This is a genomic window from Paenibacillus koleovorans NBRC 103111, from assembly GCF_004000845.1.
Classification (GTDB): Bacteria; Bacillota; Bacilli; order Paenibacillales; family NBRC-103111; genus Paenibacillus_AA; species Paenibacillus_AA koleovorans.
In genome coordinates this window covers 1-18,333 of record NZ_BIMA01000130.1, presented here as the reverse complement: position 1 = coordinate 18,333, position 18,333 = coordinate 1, and the positions used below count along the sequence as shown (strand labels likewise).

Below are 18,333 nucleotides of genomic sequence, written 5' to 3'. Positions count from 1 at the left end.
CCGCCAAGTAGACCAATTTTACCCTACATCGCATCGAGCCGTCCGTTTCAGCCATCAAGTAGACCAATTTTACCCTACATCGAGTCCAGCCGCCTGTTCCGCCCGCCAAGTAGACCAATTTTACCCTACATCGTATCTGGCCGACGGTTTTCACCCGCCACCAGACCTAAGTAGTAACTATAGATCCGTAATGGAGTCCCACAAATGTGAAAAAACCACTGTCATTGGCGGTTGCGTGTTTACCGACAATTCAAGTGGCAGATGATTACAGCAACAAATTCAAGACAAGCGTAATCGGGACATCCCAGTAAAGCCCGGTCGTCGTGTCGGTAATCCGCAAGCTTCCGGTGTAGGTGCCCGGCAGGCTGATTAGTGTCAGCAGCTTGTATTGCATGCTCAGCAGCCGAGTCTGGTCTTTCGCGATGGTGAGAGTGCCCGGCACCGCGACGATATCGTCGAGCTGGAACAAATTCAGCGGCGGGGACGTGCCGTTCGCGATTGCAAAGGTCAATGAAGAGGCCGGTCCTTTATTGGTAATTCTGATGACATTCGGCACCACCCGCAGCGAGTCGACCACCCGGCCTACGACGCCGTAATCGACAGCCAAGGTCCGGTTTCGTCCAGTAGAGATTGTACGAGTCGGGTCGTGGAATTGCAGCGTTGAGGTACTGTCGAAAATATAGTAGAACCAGATCCCGTTCCCGGAAGCGAGCTGGCTGCTAGAGTTGTTGGAGTTGCGGGAAAAGAGAGCGTAAGCGCTCGATTGCAGCGTCAGCATCAGGACCCCGGTTAGCAACACCACCAGACCCACACGCCACCAGAGGGATGAGTTGCCTTCGCCACTGTCACTGCCATCACTACTGCCACTATTTCTGCCACCACTTCTGCTCCTCTCACTCGCCTTGGAATCGTCCGTAGCCTTAGCATCAGCATCAGCGTCAGTCTCCTCCTCCATCTCAACCTCAGTTTCGACCTCCGCCTCCACGGCATCCAAGCCTTGCCGCGTTTTCCGCAGCCACCACCAGCCTGCCAGCGCCACTCCAGCTAACAGCCAGATATTGTGCTGCACCCATTGCACGAGATACCCGACATAGGGAACCTGATAGGCGAACCGGCCGCGAATATTTTCCTGCTGTACGAGCAGAGGCTCCCCTTTGGAGTTGTAGTCCCCTTGCGTATAAAAGCCTTCCTGCGGATCCCCGGCAGCCGAGTAGCCCGTAACTCGATGCAGAACGTTGGCGCTTTTGTATTTGAACAGGATGATGTCCCCTACAACCAATTCCTCCGCTGAAACCGGCTGGGTGACAACTACGGAACCAACTGGAATCGTCGGTCCCATGGACCCCGTGATGACGACGTACGAGGACCAGCCCCACAGCATCGGAAGCACGCACAACAGAAAGGGCAGCGACACGATCGCTAACGCGGCTATCGCAGCCCTGGTCAGTATGAGGTTTCGTCTTCGCAGCATCGTAACCCACTCCTTCTTATCGAGCGGTGCCCGGCAATTGAGTCGCGGAGAAAGTGAACGTAATCGTCTCGCTTAAATTTTGGAACGTGTTGCCCGCCGAGACCGGGAACGAGATTTTGAAGGAGAGCGAAGTATTGGCGCCGGAGGCCAAGGACAAGTCAGCCGCCGGGTTCGAGTTGAGCAGCGAGATGGGGCCTGAGAAATAGGTCGCCGCTCCTTCCTTGATCTCGAGCTGGAAGCCGTCCGTCGTATCCGTCCACAACAGCGTGTTGGTGGAAGAGGAGCCCGTTACGCGATACGTAAAAGCCACGGTCCCCGGATTCGTCACCGTTACGCTGCGGGTTACCGTATCCCCGGGCACCAGGTCGGTTATGTTATAGATTTGACTGGCTGGCGACGTGGCCAAATCCAGCTTCGCGCTGGATAAAATGTTGTTGGAGTTGGTGGTCGTATCGGTGAAGATCGCAGTCGTCACCCCGATGCGGGCAATACCGAGCAGTAGGGCAAGCAACGCCAGAAGCGTCCATAACCGCCGGTCCCGCCATTGTTGTATCAGCAGCTCCGCTTGCATGTCGATCCCCCCTCTCCTGATAAACGTCTACCTAACGAAGCTAGTACGTTCTACTATTATGCATACGCTCTCCTAGCAAAAAGGTGATAGATTCCGAGTAGGCCGGTGACGGTTTTTGCAACACATATTCGGCAGCCTGGAGGGCCGCGGAATACCGCGCGATAGGAGCTGTGCGCGGCGCAAAAAATGGCGGTGCGGGGATAATATCCCCGACACCGCCATTTTTGCGTTATCGCATTGAAATTAAGTTATGCCGCTCCGGCGGCGCCCATACCGTGCCGGCTTTACCGATGAAACCGCGGCGTGCCGTTAGTATGCATGCTTCATGCCCTGTGCCCGAGCAGCGCTTCGATTTTGCCCTTGACGTCGTCGTTGAACACGGCGCTGCCGTCCGGCTTGACTTCTATCAAGCCGATCCACGGGTTATGCGCGTACGGATTGTGACCCATTTCGTAAAGCAGCATGCCGGTCACCCGTTCATCTTGTTCGACGCCGCTGACGAAATCCGCATTCAGGTCGCCGCCCTGCGCGATATAGCAATGCACCCAGAGCGGCTTGCCGAGCTCGGCCGCCCTGTCCTTCATCCTTGTTGCCGTTTCGGAACGGTACACCGCCCAGTTGTAATCTTTGATCGTAATCTCGTCCGCCAGTTCAGCAAGCTTCTCCCAATCCGGCAGCACCTTGGGCATCGCCCAGAAGCCCGCCTCGCCGAATTCGCCGGATACTTCCGGATGATCGAAGCTGTCGCGGAGGTGAATTTGCAGCGTCTTGCCGTGGGCGCGAAGCGTCTTTGACGCCTCCTCGACGAATTGCAAATAAAATTGGCCGCGTATGCGCATCAGCTTGATCGGGTCCGCGTCCTCAAGCAAAATATCTATGCCGTATTCGCGTTTGTACGCCTCTACAAGCGGTTCATTGTAGCCGTAATTGACAAAATCGCTGATCATGCCTGAATGGTTCTGCAGCCGTAAATCGACGCCGTCGATGCCCATGGCGACCAGCCTGTGCACCTGATCGAGCCAGTAGTCGCGCACCTCCGCATACGCCTCGCAAGGCGTACCTTTCATGTAGGCCATTTTGCCGCGGGCGATACCATACAGCGGAACGCTCATCCAGCCTTGGCCCCATGACCCCGTACCGTACCATTCGAACTCGAAGCCGTTCCGCGCAAACCGCTCCAGTGCCTCAGGTGCTTGATCGCCGCGCCTCGGATAGGTCGCATCGAACCAATACCCGCCGGTCTCCGGCTCCGTCACCCGTACCGTGCGCTCTTCGCTTTCTGCGCTCATCCGCACATACGGCGATACGGTAATGGGCACTTCGCCAAGCTCGCCGAACGCCTGGATCATCGAGAACGGGATCATAACGGCATGCCCCTGCCCGGTATCCATCGACACCGCAACATAGCGATGTTCCGCACCAATCCGCAGCTCCGTCAATTCCACAACCCGGCAGCGCTTGGGTCCGCCATCGAGCGGATAGCCGTTCGCATCGTCCAGCTCCTGCGTCCCGAACGTCTCCTTCACCGCCCATTCGCCTTCATACGGCCGATAGAAGCCGTTGTCCGCGCTTGTCCACAGCCGCAGCCCGTTCAATGAAGGAAGGGACGGGCTGTCGTCCGGCTGCGCCTCGAACACTTCCGTCTTGTCGCGATGGATGCGCTGCTCCACGCGATCTAGGCAAAACGTCAGCGTGATCCGCGTGATCGTCTGGCCGACCCGCTCGTCGTATCGCTCGATCGGCTTCCGCTTCACCCGCATCTCGCCGTGATCCTGCAGGAACGTATCGAACCCGACCCGCTCACCGCCGATACAAGGCAGCGACCGCCCTTTGAATAATGCCGTCCGGCCGTGCGGAACGGTAAAGCCGCCGCCTCCCTCGTACGGCTTGACAACCGCGAACGCCTCCAAACCCGCCCGATGCGCTTCATATATATGATCAAACACCGGGTCCCCGATGTTCACAATCGATTCGAGCGCATAATTATTCGCTTCCGTGTCCGGCTTCATCACACTGAGCCAAGGATTGCTGTACATCGGTTGGCCCGGCAGCGAAACGACCAGATATATCCGCTTGTAGCCGAGTCCGGCGAGTTGCTCCATCTTGTTGCGGATCGATCCGTATCGATACCTCACCCCGCACAAATCGGGAAAAATATCGATCACCGGCGCAACCTGCTTGGCAAATTTTTTGTTCATCGCGACCATCACGCTCCTCAGAACCATGTGTAGACTGGAATGTATTCGTTGCCCTATGATAAGGTTGACCTCGATATTCTGTTCTTACAGGCTGCCTCGTTCCCGTCGTTACCCGCGCAGCCTGGCAACCCCTTCGCGCGCTGCCTGCATCAACATGCCAACTTCGCTGTTCCAGCTTATCACGCGCATTCCCGCTTCTCTGCCCAAGCGGATCAGATCGGCCCGCGCGGTAATGACGCCGGAACAGCGTCCGGCTGCCGCAGCCGCTTCCGCCACCCTACCCACCGCCGCCGCAAGGCGCGGATCGTTGTAACAGCCCGGTACGCCCAGTTCCTGCAGCAAGTCGTTCGGACCGAGCAGCAGGCCGTCCACCCCGTCCGTTCCGGCGATGTCTTCAGCGTTGGCCAGCCCTTCGACCGTTTCAATCTGCGCGAAGACGACCGTCTCCGCATTCGCCGCTTCCATGTAGACGCGAAGATCGTCGACGCTGTAACCGGCGTGAGCCCGCTGCGTCGATACGCCGCGACTTCCGGCCGGCGCGTACTTGGCATAGCTGACCGCTTGCGCGATCGTGTCGGCGCCGGACACCATCGGGACGACCAATCCGTCCGCCCCCATGTCCATATATTTCAAAATGCACTCGCGCATCACCCCCGGTATGCGGACAAGCACCGAAATACCGCCGCCACGCGCCGCTGCAATCAAATTCGAAACCGCCTCATAAGCGAACGGTCCGTGCTCGCAGTCAACGATCATAAAATCAAATCCGCTCGCCGCAAGCATTCTGGCAATGTTCGGCGTCTGCAGCTCCGACAGCATCGTGCCGATTGCTTCATGCCGCATGGACAACTTGGTCTTGAGTGGTCCCATCGTTACCTCCGTTTTCTCCTCACGTCATTTCGACAACCGGAGCCGGCCAAGCGCCGTTCAATCCGGTTCGGCTTTCGCATCCCGATCTTATACCGGCGTCAGTTTCCCGAGCGCCAGGGCAGTTTCCTGCGTCTCCGCCAGCGTCCGGAACTGACCGCCGCATACAAGCGCAAGCCGGAACAATCCGACCAGCGACTCGTCGGCAAGCGGCGGTAAATCGCCGGGAAGACCGAGCCCAACGGACATCCGCTGACGAAGCAGCGGATTGCGCCACGCCAGCCCGCCGGCGAATATCACCCTGTGCGCCTCGCCGAAGCTTCCACACAAACGGCCAAGCATCGTCCGATATACGTCCGCCATATTGTCGAAGGCGCCCAGGAACAACGGACCAAGGCGCAAATTATGCGCATCGATCGTCCCGATCTGCCCTCTGTCCACGCCAAGCTGGCCGGGATAAAAACCAAGCTCCACTCGAAGCGGCGCTATAGGGTCGCGGGCGGCCGCTTCCGCCAACCGGGCCGATTCGCGCCAAATGCGATCTTTGCCAGGCGTCCGTCCCCAGACATCTCTCGCGACCGACTGCACAAATTCGATCAGCACATCGAAGTTGCGTCCGCCGGGCAAACGCGATACCGTGTTCAAGTAGCCGCCTTCGAAATACGGACGGCATTCGTATTTATCCTCGCCTTCCGACCACGATGCCGATTCACGCGAAAGCAATCCCGCCGTTCCCAGCGTAACGATAATGTCGTTGCCTCCGTTGCCGCAGCAGCCAAGCACGGACGCCTGATGATCGCCGATATCGGGATATACCGGAATATTGCCGTAACGGCTGCGATACACGCCGGCCTGCTCCGTCTCGCCAACCAATGCGGGAAAACGCAAATTGCCGCAGCTAGCCTCATCGATCGTCCTCGCGTTCCACACCCGGTCCACGACGTCAACCATTCCCGTGGCGGCGGCATTCGTCAAATGTGTCGCATGCGCACCGGTCAGCCGCCTGATCAGGAACGAACCGAGCGTATGAAACTCGGCCGCCCTCCGGCAAGCCGCAGCTTCACGATTTTGTTGCAGCCAACTATACAAGTTGCCGAGCGCGAGACCCGGCTTCAGCCTCAAGCCCGAGCGCGCGGGAGCATGCGGTCCAAGCAACTGCTCCAGCGCTTCCAGGCTGTTCTCCTCACCGTCCGCCAGCCGCTCCAAACAACGTCGATCCTGCCATGATATATAGGCCGTAACCGGCATGCCGCTGTCGTCGGTCAAGACGAAGCCGTGCATTTGCGTGGACAGCACGATGCCGGCGATCGCCCCGCGATACCGATTCAGCAGTTTGCCGATGTGGGCCGACGCCAAGGCTGCCATCGCCTCAGCATCGATCTCGTATCGCCCTTCCTCCGCCGTCGGGAGCTTCAGCGGCGCCTTGTCTTTCCGCACGTCCAACAATCGGGCGGCCTGCAAATCGAGCACGGCCGACTTGAAATAGCTGCTTCCGATATCCAATCCGATAAACAACATGCGCATTCAACCCACCTGTCTATAAACCGTTTGCCGATGTTTGCTGTTGGACCCGACAGAACTTCCGCCGCTTCGTCCGACGCAAACAGGAAGCCGCCCCTCCCCCGATTTCCCGCCGCGCACGTCGCAGGCGATCCGAAGGAGCGGCGCTTCATGCGCGTATTATTTGTTCCAGCGATCGAACGCCGTTTGGTAAATCGCAATCAGATCGTTCACGCCGATTTTTTGCACGGTCGCGATGTATTCGTCCCATTTGGTTATTGGCGTGTCGCCAACGACGAACTTCGCTTCCATTTGATCGACATACGTTTTCAAATCCGTTTGGATTTTGTTAACCTTTTCTTGTTCTTCCTTCGTCAGGAATACGTTCGGATAAACCGGCTTGCCATACGGCAGCATATTCTCGACCAGGTTTTTTGTCAGCGACGCTTGCTCCGGCACTTCTTTGTTCTTCAGGTAGAAAGCGTCCGGTGCCGGCAAGCTCAAGTTCGTGATCGATTTCATCCGGTAATCGTTGCTCGATACGCCCTGCGGCGTTTTGATTTCCCATGTGCCGTCGCTGTTGTTGACGATGCCCGCCCCTTGAACGACGGTATCGAGCTTCGGTCCGAAGCGGACCGCGCCTCCGCCTTCCTCCGTGAACGCATAGTCGATCAGGCGGATCGAAGCCTCCGGATTCTTGTTCTTGGACGTAATGGCGATCGTGTTCATGCCGCCGATTGTCGCCACCCGCTGCAAGGGCCATATTTTCGTCGGGTTTTGCGCGCTAGTAAGCGGCGGAAAGCTGGCGTAGTTCGTGTACTTGTCAAGGCCGACTGCCACGAAATGAGCGGCGTCGAAGTAGAAGCCGACTTGATCCTTCTGCGCTTTGCCACGGAACGTCGTAATATTTTGCGTGTAATACTCTGAATCGAGCAACCCGTCTTTGTACAGCTTGTTCATGAAGGTCAAGTATTCCTTGTACTCCGGCTGCGCCTGGGCGTAGACGACCTTTTTACCGGTTTTATCCAATGTGATATATTTCTCCAAATACCCGACTGCCGTTAGCACGATCGAATCGATCGGATTCGAGGCGCTTGCGCCGGATGCGGGAATTTCGTCCGCCTTGCCGTTACCGTTCGGATCTTGCTCCTTAAACGCTTTCAACACATTGTAAAATTCGTCGAGCGTCGTCGGCGTTTTCAATCCGAGTTTGCTCATCCACTGCGTGTTAAGCCAATAACGGCCAATCACGGGCTCGCGTTTCGGATACGCCGGTGCCGCAAGCGCATAAATTTTACCGTCGAGCGAAGTGACCGTTTTGCGCAAATCCGGATTTTGCTCCAGTATCTTCTTGATATTCGGCGCGTACTTGTCGATCAGATCGTTCAGCGGCACAAGCAGTCCTTGCACGCCGTAGTTCGTTATGTCGCTCGGCGTTAGCGCGCCGTTGGTCCAGATCATATCCGGCAGCTCTCCGGTTGCAAACGCGAGATTTTTCTTCTCGTTCCAGGCTCCCTCGTCGACTTCGACCGCAACGGTTTTGCCGCCAAGCTTCTCGTCCAGATGCTTGGCAATCCACAAACTGTCCCATGCGCTCTGGTTCGGCGCTTTTTTCATCATGATGGACATTTGAATGTTCGATTTGGCAATCGGAAATCCGCTCAAATTGATTTTATCGTTCGCTTGCGCACCTGCGCTCGCTCCTGGCGAGGCGCTAGGCTTGACGCTGCTTTCGCTGCCGCCGTTTCCCGTGCATCCCGTCAACATCGCGACCGAAACAACCGCCGGCGCCAACCATCCATACCCCTTTTTCATGCTTATCACGCTCCATTGCAATTTTGGACTTGCATGTACAGCCATTGTACTACCTGACTAACCGGGGTGCATCACCTCCTAGCTGGAATATAAAGACAGCGGGAGATTATCCCTTGATTGCGCCGATCATGACGCCCTTCATGAAATATCTTTGCAGGAATGGATAGGCTATCAGTACCGGCAGCGACGAGACGATGACGAGACCATACTTCATAATTTCTGCCATGTACATCCGCTTGACCATGCTCTCCATCTCGTCGGTCGACATCTGCAGCATGTCGGTCACCTGGTTCATGATCAAAATTTCACGCAGAATGAGCTGGAGCGGATACAGGTCGCGATTGGACAAATAGATCAGCGCATTAAAAAACGCGTTCCAGTGCGATACACCGTAAAACAGTCCCATAACCGCGATGATCGGCTTCGACAACGGCAGCACGATGCGCAGGAACAGCCGTGTGTTGGAGCAGCCGTCGATTTGCGCCGACTCCTGCAGCTCGATCGGAATACTCGTCTGGAAAAACGTTCGGCAAATGATGATGTTCCACATGAACGCTGCATTCGGCAGCACCATGGACCAAATCGTGTTGACAAGCCCCAGCTGCTTGACAACGAGGAAAGTCGGGATCAGTCCGCCATGGAAAAACATCGTCAGCAAAAACAGCATCATAAATACGTTCCGCCCGACCAAATCCCGACGCGACAACGCATATGCGCATGTCAGTGTAATGAACAGGTTGATCGCCGTGCCGAGCAACGCGTAGAAGATCGTGTTTCGGTACCCGATCCAAATCGGTTTGAACTCGAAAATACGTTGATACCCTTCGAACGTAAAGCCTTTGGGCCACAGCCATACTTCGCCCAGTCCGACTTTGACCGGATCGCTGACGGACGCTGCCAGAATGTACACGATCGGATACAGCACCGCGACCGTTATAAGCATCAGCAGCGCATTGTTAATCGTATTGAACGTTTTGTCTCTTCCCGTATCCTGCAGCAAGCGCGCCGCCTCCTTTTACCATAAGCTGTTTTGTTTCAAGCCCTTCGCGATCCGATTGACCGTCAGCAGCAAAATGAAATTGATTACCGAGTTGAACAGACCGACCGCAGCAGCGAAGCTGTACTGCGCCTCTTGAATCCCCCGTTTGTACACATATGTGGCGATGATGTTCGAGGAGTCCATGTTGAGCTGGTTTTGCATCAGATACACCTTCTCGAAGCCGACGGCCATCAGGTTGCCGATGTCGAGAATGAGCAGGATGACGATGGTCGGGAAAATGCCGGGAATGTTGATATAAAAAATGCGCTGCAGCCTCGACGCGCCGTCGATGACGGCCGCTTCGTGCGTTTGCGGGTCGATGCCGGCCAGCGCCGCCAGATAGATGATCGAGCTCCAGCCCGCATGCTGCCATACGCCGGAAAGCACATACACCGTTTTGAACCATGCCGGGCTGGACAAAAACGGAATGGCTTCCATGCCGAACGATGTCACCACTTTGTTCAGCAAGCCGGTCTGCGGCGACAAGAAGAACATCAGCATCGATACGATGACGACGGTGGAAATGAAATGCGGCGCGTAGGTGACCGTTTGCACTGTTTTTTTGAATTTAGCGCTGCGCACCTCATTCATCATGAGCGCCAGAATGATCGGAACGGGAAACCCGACGACGAGCGAGTATAAGCTGATTTCGATCGTATTGCGCATCAATTGCCAGAACAAATACGAGTCGAAAAATTCGATGAAATGCTTGAACCCGACCCACGGACTGTCCATTATGCCCCGGCTGGGCAAAAAATCTTTGAACGCGATCTGCAGCCCATACAATGGCCAATAATGGAAAATAAGGAAGTAGGCCAGCGCCGGGAGAAGAAAAATATACAGCTCATAGTTTTTTGTAATCGCTTTCCAATTCATGGATTCTCTGCTCCTCTGCTGCCGTTAGAAACCCGGTTCGATTAGGCGTGCCACTACCATTGCCAGCCGGTGTCCGAGTCGGCTTTTACGTGTCTATCGTAATTGTAAGCGGCATCATGCAAGCAAAAAGTACAAATTTTTGAACTGCGATTGCAAATTTACGTACTGGCTGCCAGGGCGACGCCGCAGTCTGCGGACACATTGACGGTTCGCCGGAATGTGATTACAATAAGCTCACTTGGAGCACATTCGCGCGCGAAAGCCGCCGGGTCGCAAGAACCGTACTCTGCCATCATCATTCCGTTTCATTTGGAGGCGCTTACATGCAATCCCGGAGCTTATTCGCCGAAGCGGTCAAGTTCATGAAAAGCTTGCTGCACTATCCCGGCAGTATACAGGCCAAAATATTCATCACATTCGGCATCGTCGTGCTGCTGTCGATTACGGCAATTGCGTTTCCCATGTACTTCCGCTTCTCGGACACGATCGAACAAAACGCAGTCACCTACGTCGCCGACTCGGTAACCCATGCCAACGAAAACTTCGAAATGATCTGGAGCGATATCGAAAAAATCAGCACCGTCATCGTGACGAACAACGAAAATGTCATTAATGTCGTCACCAGCCTGAAGGATCCGGTGTCGTACGACGGGTTTCGCGAGCAGCAAAACACGGAGAGCTTCCTTGCTTCCCTGCTCGCCTACAAAACGTATATTTCGCGGATCGCCGTCATCGGACTGAACGGCAAAATATTTTCGACGGGCGGCAACATGCTCTTCAGATCCGTCGTCGACCAACCGTGGTTCGCGCAAGCGGTCGCATCGAAGGACAAGCAAATATTGATCGACGCGCCGGAGAACGGCAGCGTCTCGTTCAGCCGGATCATCCGTCGGAACAACCAGCCGGTCGGGGTCGTCATGATCGATTTCGACAAAGCGTTCGTCCGCAAAATGTTCGATATCAACCCCGTCGCCGAAAGCATGCTCTACGTCGCCGATCCGCTCGGAAATTTTATATTCAAGCCGGAGGGCGGCTTCGCTGCTTCCAGAATGCAGGACACCGAGCTGGCGATATTTCACGAGCCGGCCGAAATCGCCTCATCACAGCTGACCCATTCCGAATTCGAGCTGAACGGAAGCCAATATTTGGCGATCCGCTACCGTTCGGCAGCGACCGGCTGGCAGACGATCGGGCTGATCCCGTACCATTCGCTCCTGAAGGAAGCGACCGACATCCGCAAGCAGATCGTTCGTATCGTGCTGTTCGTCTTCTGTATCGTCCTGCTCGTTTCCGTCGCGTTGTCCAACCGGATGACCCGCAGTCTGAAGCATTTGAGCCTGACGATGAAGAAAGTGCGCGAAGGCAATCTGAGGGCAAGACCGCGCGTCCGGTCCCGCGACGAGATCGGCGAGCTAACCGAAAGCTTCAACCGTATGATGAACAACATCGACTCGCTGATGCACGAGATCAAAAACCGCGAAAAAGAGAAGCGGGAAGCCGAATTGACGGCGCTGCAATCGCAAATTCGGCCGCACTTTATCTACAACACGCTCGGCACGATCCGCAACCTGGCGCGCCTCCAAGGCGTACGCAACATCGAGGAATTGACCGGCTCGTTCGTCGATCTGCTGCGTATGACGCTTGGACATACGCGGGAAATCGTCACCATCCGCGAGGAGCTTCATCACCTGAAGAGCTACATTCACTTGCAGCAATACAAATATTTGGACAAAGTCAATGTCGTATTCCAGGTGGAGGAGGAAGTGCTCGACTTCCACACGATCAAGCTCGTGCTGCAACCGATCGTAGAAAACGCGATGAAGCACGCGGCCGGCGAATCGGATGAACCGTTGCTCATTACCGTGCGCGTGTACAGCGAGTTTGACGGGATCAAATTCGAGGTGACCGACAACGGTATCGGCATGACGTCGGACCAAATCGAGCAGGCGCTCGATTCGTCGGGAGGCGACGGCAGCTTCAGCGGCATGGGTATGAAAAACGTCAACGAGCGGATCAAAATGACGTACGGCGCCGAATATGGGCTAACCGTCTTGAGCCAGCTTGGCATGTATACGACGGTGGAATTTACAATACCGGCGAGTCGACAGGACACTTCGTCATAGCGGAAGCGAACAGCTGCAAACTTGCCTCCGATGGTGCAGTAATCCCTTGTCTGCTAAGCCACCGATCGGTTGTGTTGCAAATTTGGCTTTATGGAGGGACGCCAATGTTTACACGGGTGCTCATCGTGGACGACGAACTGCTCGCGCGCAACCAGCTGCGGGCGGCCATCGATTGGGAGTCGCACGGATATACACTGTGCGGAGAAGCGGAAGACGGGGTGAAGGCGATTCGGCTGATCGATGAGCTGAAGCCACAGCTCGTGCTGATCGATATCGACATGCCGCTCATGGATGGCGTCTCGTTGTGCCGCTTCATCAGCGAACATCACAAGGAAATAGCGACAATCGTGCTGAGCAACTTCGACAAGTTCGACTATGTGCGGGATACGCTGAACAGCGGCGCGATTGACTATTTGCTCAAGCACAGGCTTGATGCGGACAGCTTGCTGGACGTATTGGTGCAGGCTTCCAGTCGGCTCGGCGTCGTCAAGAGCCGCTCAGGAACGGTTGCTGCCGCACGTGGCGTATCCGCGTTCGACGATCCGGCGATGCTCCAGGATGCCGTGGAACGGCTGCTGCTTCATGACGACGCGCCGCTCCCCCCTGTCGGCAGCGATCTAGCCGCCCTGCTGCGACCTTACGCAGGCCATACGGTCGTGCTCGTCATGCAGCCGCTTCACGACGTCAAGCTGGCGGACGATTCCGCCGGCTCCGGCGAAGGCCGGACGATGTACGTGCGCTCCGTGGCCGAGCTGTGCCGCCAGTTGATCGGCGATCCGCGCAAAGGCTGCGTCGTATACGACGCCGAAGCGAAACGATTCGTCTTCCTGCTCTCTTATGCCGAATACCGCAGCGAAACGCCGATCATGCATTCCGTTCAAGCCCTCGAAGGCAGAATCGGCCAGACGCTGCTGCTCGTCTACAACATAGCCGTCGCATTCGGCGGCAGTCCGGTCTGTCATGCGCTCGACAAAATCCGCGCTTATTACGGACACGCCGCCGAAGCGCTCGAGCGCAAGCTGGCCGACATCAGCAGCCTGCCGGCAGCGCAGCGCAATCCGCACCACAACAACGGCGCTTCGGCGTTGTCCATCAAGCAGGAGAAGGAGCTGCTGGCGGCGATCGTCGTCTGCAGCACGCAGCAGATCGACGCCATTCTGGACGAAGTGTTCGATGCGTTCTCTCAGCAGGAAGGGACGTATGCGCAATTCGTCCGACTCGTGGAGGAAATGATCCATCTCGCGCACCGGGTCGGCAAAAAGTGCGGCGCGGACGTCGGCTGGATCGCCGCCGATCTCGCCGGCAAACGGCCGAAGATGGGCCAATCGAACGATGTGCGGGATTGGGTCAAGACGATTTACCACCGGCTTGTCGAATCGATCAACCGGCTGCATGTGGAGGGCAAATACTCCAAGTACGTCGAGGAAGCGATGAATCTGATCAGAGCCCGCTACCGCGAGGGCGTCTCGCTGGAGGAAGCGGCTGCGCACATCGGCATCACGCCGTCTTATCTCAGCCGGCTGTTCAAGGAGGAGACCGGCATGAGCTTCACCGAGTCGATCAATCATTTCAAGATCGAGCTGAGCAAGCAGTACATCGAAAGCGGCAATCAGACGATCAAGGAGATGTACCGCCGGCTCGGATTCAACAATTACAGCTATTTTTTCAAAGTGTTCAAGGATATTGTCGGGGAAACGCCGCAATCGTATGCGAAGAAGTATTTGAAGCACAAGTGAGAAGTTATACAGCCGATTCGGACAGGGAGTTACTGCCGACCTACCGCTCGCCACGTAGAACAAACTTTATCCCTCTTCGCTCGTCAACCTCTCCAACCGTTATATTATGCGTCCTACGGCCGTATACTGGTGTGTAATCCGAAGCCCTGCAAGGCTTGGCAGGTTGGAAAGGCTTCGGATTCGCAACCTGCCGCGAAGGAGGGCGTATAGCGATGCGCGCTTGGAAAATGGTGGTGTTCCCGCATTGCGAGTGGAGCCGGTACCCGTACAAGAGTTTGCTGGAGCGGCTGCGAGGCTTGCTCTTGCAGCCAGGAGCCGAAGATTCGCAGGAGCCTTCGATGTTCTATTGGATGGAGTCCAAGGTACCGGAACAGTTCCCGGCTGAGATGCGGCCGAGTACGCTGGAGGAGCTGAAGGCGCTCCCCCGCGATGAGGTGATCGCGATCGTCTCGCATCCCTACTGGGTGACGGCGGCTGCATCCCTCCGCCCCGCTTTCACAGTTGCCTGGCTGCCGAGCCTCGCGATCGGAGAACAAGGAGCGGAGCTGTGGACGCGTTCCACCGCCCAACTGACCGCCATAGCCGACCTCGTCTGCGTGGAAGAGGAAACCGTCTTCTTGCAATATTCGCTGCGCCATTCAGCCGTCCAATTGCTGAAGGGCGAGGAACGGCTCACGATGGAGGCGGGAGACGGGACAGTGACAGATACCGCGATGCCGGCGACATCGCAGGTTCGGTCAGCCGCCTTGCCGGATTACGAGGACTTCGTGCTCCAGGCGGTGCGGTCGCTTTTGGAAGAAGGCTCGGCCGCTCCATTGACTCCTGCTGTGTGGTGGCGAAGATTGAACTACTATACCCGTCTTCGCACGACGACCAAGGCGCATGAAACCGTGTCGTTCCTGCTGGCGGTATATTTGTATTTGCTGAAGGAGCAAATCGCCGAGGCGTTGCTGCTGGAAGCGTTTCAGGAGGTCGTACACCTGCAAAGAGGCGACGGGCTGAGCACCCATTACCGCTTTCTCTCCGCCATCTACGCGCAGCAGGATCAGATCGCCAAAGCTGTGCAGGTATACGGTATCTCCGTCCTGACCGAGGAAGAGCAGAAGCGGTATGAAGGGCTTTGCGTCTGGCTGGAGCAAGGCGAGCCTCTGCTGGCGAAGGCGCTGCTCTTCTACTATAACGACGACTATCGCTCGGCTGTCACCACCTTGCGGGAGCAAGATACACCTGCGTCCAGGACACTGCTCGTGCAGCTGCTGCTCGAAATAGGCCGGCTGGAGGAGGCGCTGGAACAGCTGAGCCGCACGGCTTTCCCTTCTACCGAAGACAGGCTGAACATGCTGCTGCTCGCCGGAATGGCGCATGTGATGCGTGGAGAGCCGCACGAAGCGATCGGCGTGCTCCTGGAGGCGACGCTCATCCACGAGCCCTCCATCGCCCGGATCGGCGAAGTCGAGCTTTACGAGGACGCCCTCCGGCGGCTCATGACGGAGCTGACGCAGCGGCAGAACGAACGGGAAGGGCCGGTGGCGCCATGATCCGCAGGGTGAGAAAAACAAGCGGCAACAAGCTGACAGCGATCATGCAGGTGCGCAATGAAGCGAGCCGCTTCCTGCCGCTCGTGCTGGAGGAGCTGTGCACATTCGTCGACGAGATCGTCGTGGTGGACGATCATAGCACCGACCGGACGGCAGAGGTATGCCGAGCTTGTCCCAAAGTCGTCAAGCTGGTCACGCTAGAGGACTCCCTCTTCGCCCAGGAGTGGGAGCTCCGCACGCTGCTCTGGCAAACCGCCGCCGCTACCGAACCCGACTGGCTGCTCTCCGTCGATGCCGACGAACTGTACGAACGGAAAGCTAGGGAATACATCCCCCATCTGATCAACCAGGATCGGGTGGATTGGTTCAGCTTTCGGTTCTATGATTTCTGGGGCGGCACGACCCACTATCGCGACGACGCGCTATGGACGCTGCACAAACGGCAATATATTTCGCTGGTCCGGTTTTTTCCCGAGTTTCCTTACTGGTATCCGAAAAAGGATCATCATATGTCCCGGCTCCCCCCGGCCTGCTACATGTTCCGAGGCGAGCATACCGCGCTCCGCGTGAAGCATCTGGGCTGGGCCGGCAGCCTGGAGGACCGCGTGCGCAAATATTTGCGCTATAAGAAAATGGACCCGGACGGCCGGTGGGGAAGCCTCGCGCAGTACGAGTCGATCCTCGACCTGGAACCGAACCTGGTCGAATGGCAGGAGTAGAAGCGGATGACCAAAGTGAGCCTGTTCACCCACAATTTCCTCGACGGGTACAACCAAGATTACAGCCGGGTTTATGGCGGCGGGCTGGAGCGGTATATTTACGACTTGTGCCTGCTGATCCAGGAGCTCGGCCATCAGCCGGTGGTGCATCAGTTGTCCTATGGCGAGCCTTTCCTCGCCCGGCTGGATGGCATTGACGTGTTCGGTCATGTGTTCGAGCAGACCCGGATTGTGGATGCCTTCGATCGAATGGCCGAGATGGCGGAGGGGGTCTTCATTTACACGAGCTGCATATGGCACCCGCTGCGCTACCGGCCGGGGAGCCTCGGGATTTGCCACGGCATCAACTGGGATCGGCCTTCGATTACGTATGAGTCCAAACGCGATGTTGCGCAAGCGCTGCAAGGCGCGATGGAGGGGCTTCGCAAGCTGGTGTCGGTAGATTCGCATGTAGTGACCTATTGCCGGTCGGTATGTATGTTCGGCAACCCCGAGCAGATCGAGCTTATCCCGAATGCGGTCGATACGCGGCATTTCTCGCCTCGGCGCCAGCAATTGACGGGCACTGACGTAGGGGAAGGCGAGCTGCGCATCCTGTACCCCCGTCGGCTCAGTCTCGAGCGCGGCTTGCTGCCGATGATGCTGGTGACCGACCGGCTGCTGGAGGCGTATCCGCATGTCACCGTCGAGTTCGCCGGCGAGCTCGTCGAGCATAGCGACGTGGGGCAAGCGTTCCGCCTGTGGCACCGCCATCACCCGCACCGACGGCGCATCCTGCATCGCACGTACGATTTCAAGAAAGTGCGGAACGCTTACCGCGAGGCGGATATCGCCGTCATTCCCTCGACTTATTCGGAGGGCACCTCGTACTCCTGCCTCGAGGCGATGAGCTGCGGCTTGCCGGTCGTGGCGAGCAACGTAGGCGGTCTGAACGACTTGATTATCGACGGCTTCAATGGACTGAAGACGACGCCGACGCCCCAGCCGCTGCTGGACGCCTTGATCCGGCTGGTCGAAGACGCGGAGCTGCGGCGCAAGCTAAGCCGGCATGCCCGGCAGACGGCACTAGCTTTTGACAAGCGCGTCTGGGACAGCCGGTGGCGGAACGTGTTGGCGGAGTTTCTGGGATGGAGAGCCTGAGTAAACAGACTGAGAACCAAATTTCTTTCTTTTGCGCGAACAGTGGCGAACTGAGTACTTAAGTACTCTAAACGCGAAGCTAGATTCGCGAATTGGATACTTAGGTACTCAGATTGGCCGAAATGGAGCTTGTATGCGAAATTTGGTACTCCAATAGAGAAATTTGTTATCCAGCACCCCGACACCAGCCCTCCATCATCTTAATTTGATCTAATCGGCGAGAAGCAGGCCGCGGTAGTCGCTCGCCAACTGCGGGAGGCAACCCTTGGGCGAGCTTGGGAGCCTGTCGATGTGAGCTGCGGCCAAGCCGGCGAGCGCGTGCACGAGGCCGACCGCCTGCGCCGGGCTGTCCGGCGCGGCGGCGAGGATTGTAAGGGCGTCGCGGTGGCGGTCGAGCTGCAGCGCCAGCACGGCGGCCAAGCGCTGGGCGGCGGGCGGTAGAACAGGTGGCGTCAATGAAGCGTCGATGAGCCAGGCGTCCAGCAGCCGCTGCTGTACAGCGGGCTGCGCCTGAAGCAACCCGCAGGCGAGCGAGGCCGGGAGACCGGCCCAGCGCACGGCTGGCGGCGCCTCCGCCGCAAGGCGCAGCCACGCGTCCCAGGCGCCGGCGCGCAGGAGCGCTTGTCGGAGGCGCGGGTAGTCGTCGGAGGCGGGAGGCCTGGCGGGAGGCCTGGCGGGAGGCCTGGCGGGAGGCCTGGCGGGAGGCCTGGCGGGAGGCCTGGCGGGAGGCCTGGCGGGAG

Annotated in this window: 14 protein-coding genes; 5 read left to right on the top strand and 9 right to left on the bottom strand. The window is 57.3% G+C overall.

The annotated features are described in order from the left end of the window. Positions 1 to 265: 265 nt before the first annotated feature. From PKO02S_RS27660 to PKO02S_RS27625, 8 genes are all read right to left on the bottom strand, one after another. Complete coding sequence (locus PKO02S_RS27660) at positions 266 to 1,471, bottom strand: signal peptidase I (protein WP_127588267.1); 1,206 nt, start codon at positions 1,469 to 1,471, stop codon at positions 266 to 268. A 16-nt stretch (positions 1,472 to 1,487) separates the two neighbouring features. Further along, a complete protein-coding gene (locus PKO02S_RS27655) occupies positions 1,488 to 2,042 on the bottom strand; it encodes a TasA family protein (RefSeq protein WP_127588266.1) in 555 nt (184 codons plus the stop codon). Between the two features lie 323 nt (positions 2,043 to 2,365). Next, complete coding sequence (locus PKO02S_RS27650) at positions 2,366 to 4,240, bottom strand: hypothetical protein (RefSeq protein ID WP_127588265.1); 1,875 nt, start codon at positions 4,238 to 4,240, stop codon at positions 2,366 to 2,368. 108 nt (positions 4,241 to 4,348) lie between these two features. Then, positions 4,349 to 5,110, bottom strand: coding sequence for an HpcH/HpaI aldolase family protein (locus PKO02S_RS27645; RefSeq protein WP_127588264.1), 762 nt, complete (start codon positions 5,108 to 5,110; stop codon positions 4,349 to 4,351). 87 nt (positions 5,111 to 5,197) lie between these two features. Next, positions 5,198 to 6,631, bottom strand: a complete 1,434-nt coding sequence (locus PKO02S_RS27640) for a sedoheptulokinase (RefSeq protein ID WP_127588263.1) — start codon at positions 6,629 to 6,631, stop codon at positions 5,198 to 5,200. Positions 6,632 to 6,787: 156 nt separating this feature from the next. Further along, positions 6,788 to 8,422, bottom strand: coding sequence for a type 2 periplasmic-binding domain-containing protein (locus tag PKO02S_RS27635; RefSeq protein ID WP_164821726.1), 1,635 nt, complete (start codon positions 8,420 to 8,422; stop codon positions 6,788 to 6,790). Positions 8,423 to 8,528: 106 nt separating this feature from the next. After that, positions 8,529 to 9,422 (bottom strand): carbohydrate ABC transporter permease, encoded by an 894-nt coding sequence (locus PKO02S_RS27630; RefSeq protein ID WP_246067473.1) that lies wholly within the window; start codon positions 9,420 to 9,422, stop codon positions 8,529 to 8,531. A gap of 15 nt (positions 9,423 to 9,437) precedes the next feature. Continuing rightward, the gene (locus PKO02S_RS27625; RefSeq protein WP_127588261.1) at positions 9,438 to 10,337 is read right to left on the bottom strand and encodes an ABC transporter permease; all 900 of its coding nucleotides are present in this window, start codon (positions 10,335 to 10,337) and stop codon (positions 9,438 to 9,440) included. A 323-nt stretch (positions 10,338 to 10,660) separates the two neighbouring features. On the opposite strand from PKO02S_RS27625, the gene PKO02S_RS27620 reads away from it, so the two are divergent. The 5 genes from PKO02S_RS27620 (at position 10,661) to PKO02S_RS33715 (ending at position 17,593) form a co-directional block, all read left to right on the top strand. After that, entirely contained in the window at positions 10,661 to 12,460 is a 1,800-nt protein-coding gene (locus PKO02S_RS27620) for a cache domain-containing sensor histidine kinase (RefSeq protein WP_127588260.1), read from the top strand. Positions 12,461 to 12,564: 104 nt separating this feature from the next. Next, the gene (locus PKO02S_RS27615) at positions 12,565 to 14,196 is read left to right on the top strand and encodes a response regulator transcription factor (RefSeq protein WP_127588259.1); all 1,632 of its coding nucleotides are present in this window, start codon (positions 12,565 to 12,567) and stop codon (positions 14,194 to 14,196) included. 212 nt (positions 14,197 to 14,408) lie between these two features. Next, the gene (locus tag PKO02S_RS27610; RefSeq protein WP_127588258.1) at positions 14,409 to 15,734 is read left to right on the top strand and encodes a tetratricopeptide repeat protein; all 1,326 of its coding nucleotides are present in this window, start codon (positions 14,409 to 14,411) and stop codon (positions 15,732 to 15,734) included. After that, positions 15,731 to 16,453, top strand: coding sequence for a glycosyltransferase (locus PKO02S_RS27605; protein ID WP_127588257.1), 723 nt, complete (start codon positions 15,731 to 15,733; stop codon positions 16,451 to 16,453). The genes PKO02S_RS27610 and PKO02S_RS27605 overlap by 4 nt, the downstream gene beginning before the upstream one ends. 6 nt (positions 16,454 to 16,459) lie before the next feature. Then, complete coding sequence (locus PKO02S_RS33715; RefSeq protein WP_127588256.1) at positions 16,460 to 17,593, top strand: glycosyltransferase family 4 protein; 1,134 nt, start codon at positions 16,460 to 16,462, stop codon at positions 17,591 to 17,593. Between the two features lie 210 nt (positions 17,594 to 17,803). Here PKO02S_RS33715 and PKO02S_RS27595 read toward each other — a convergent pair whose 3' ends face one another. Further along, positions 17,804 to 18,151, bottom strand: coding sequence for a hypothetical protein (locus tag PKO02S_RS27595; protein ID WP_127588255.1), 348 nt, complete (start codon positions 18,149 to 18,151; stop codon positions 17,804 to 17,806). Positions 18,152 to 18,333 lie beyond the last annotated feature (182 nt).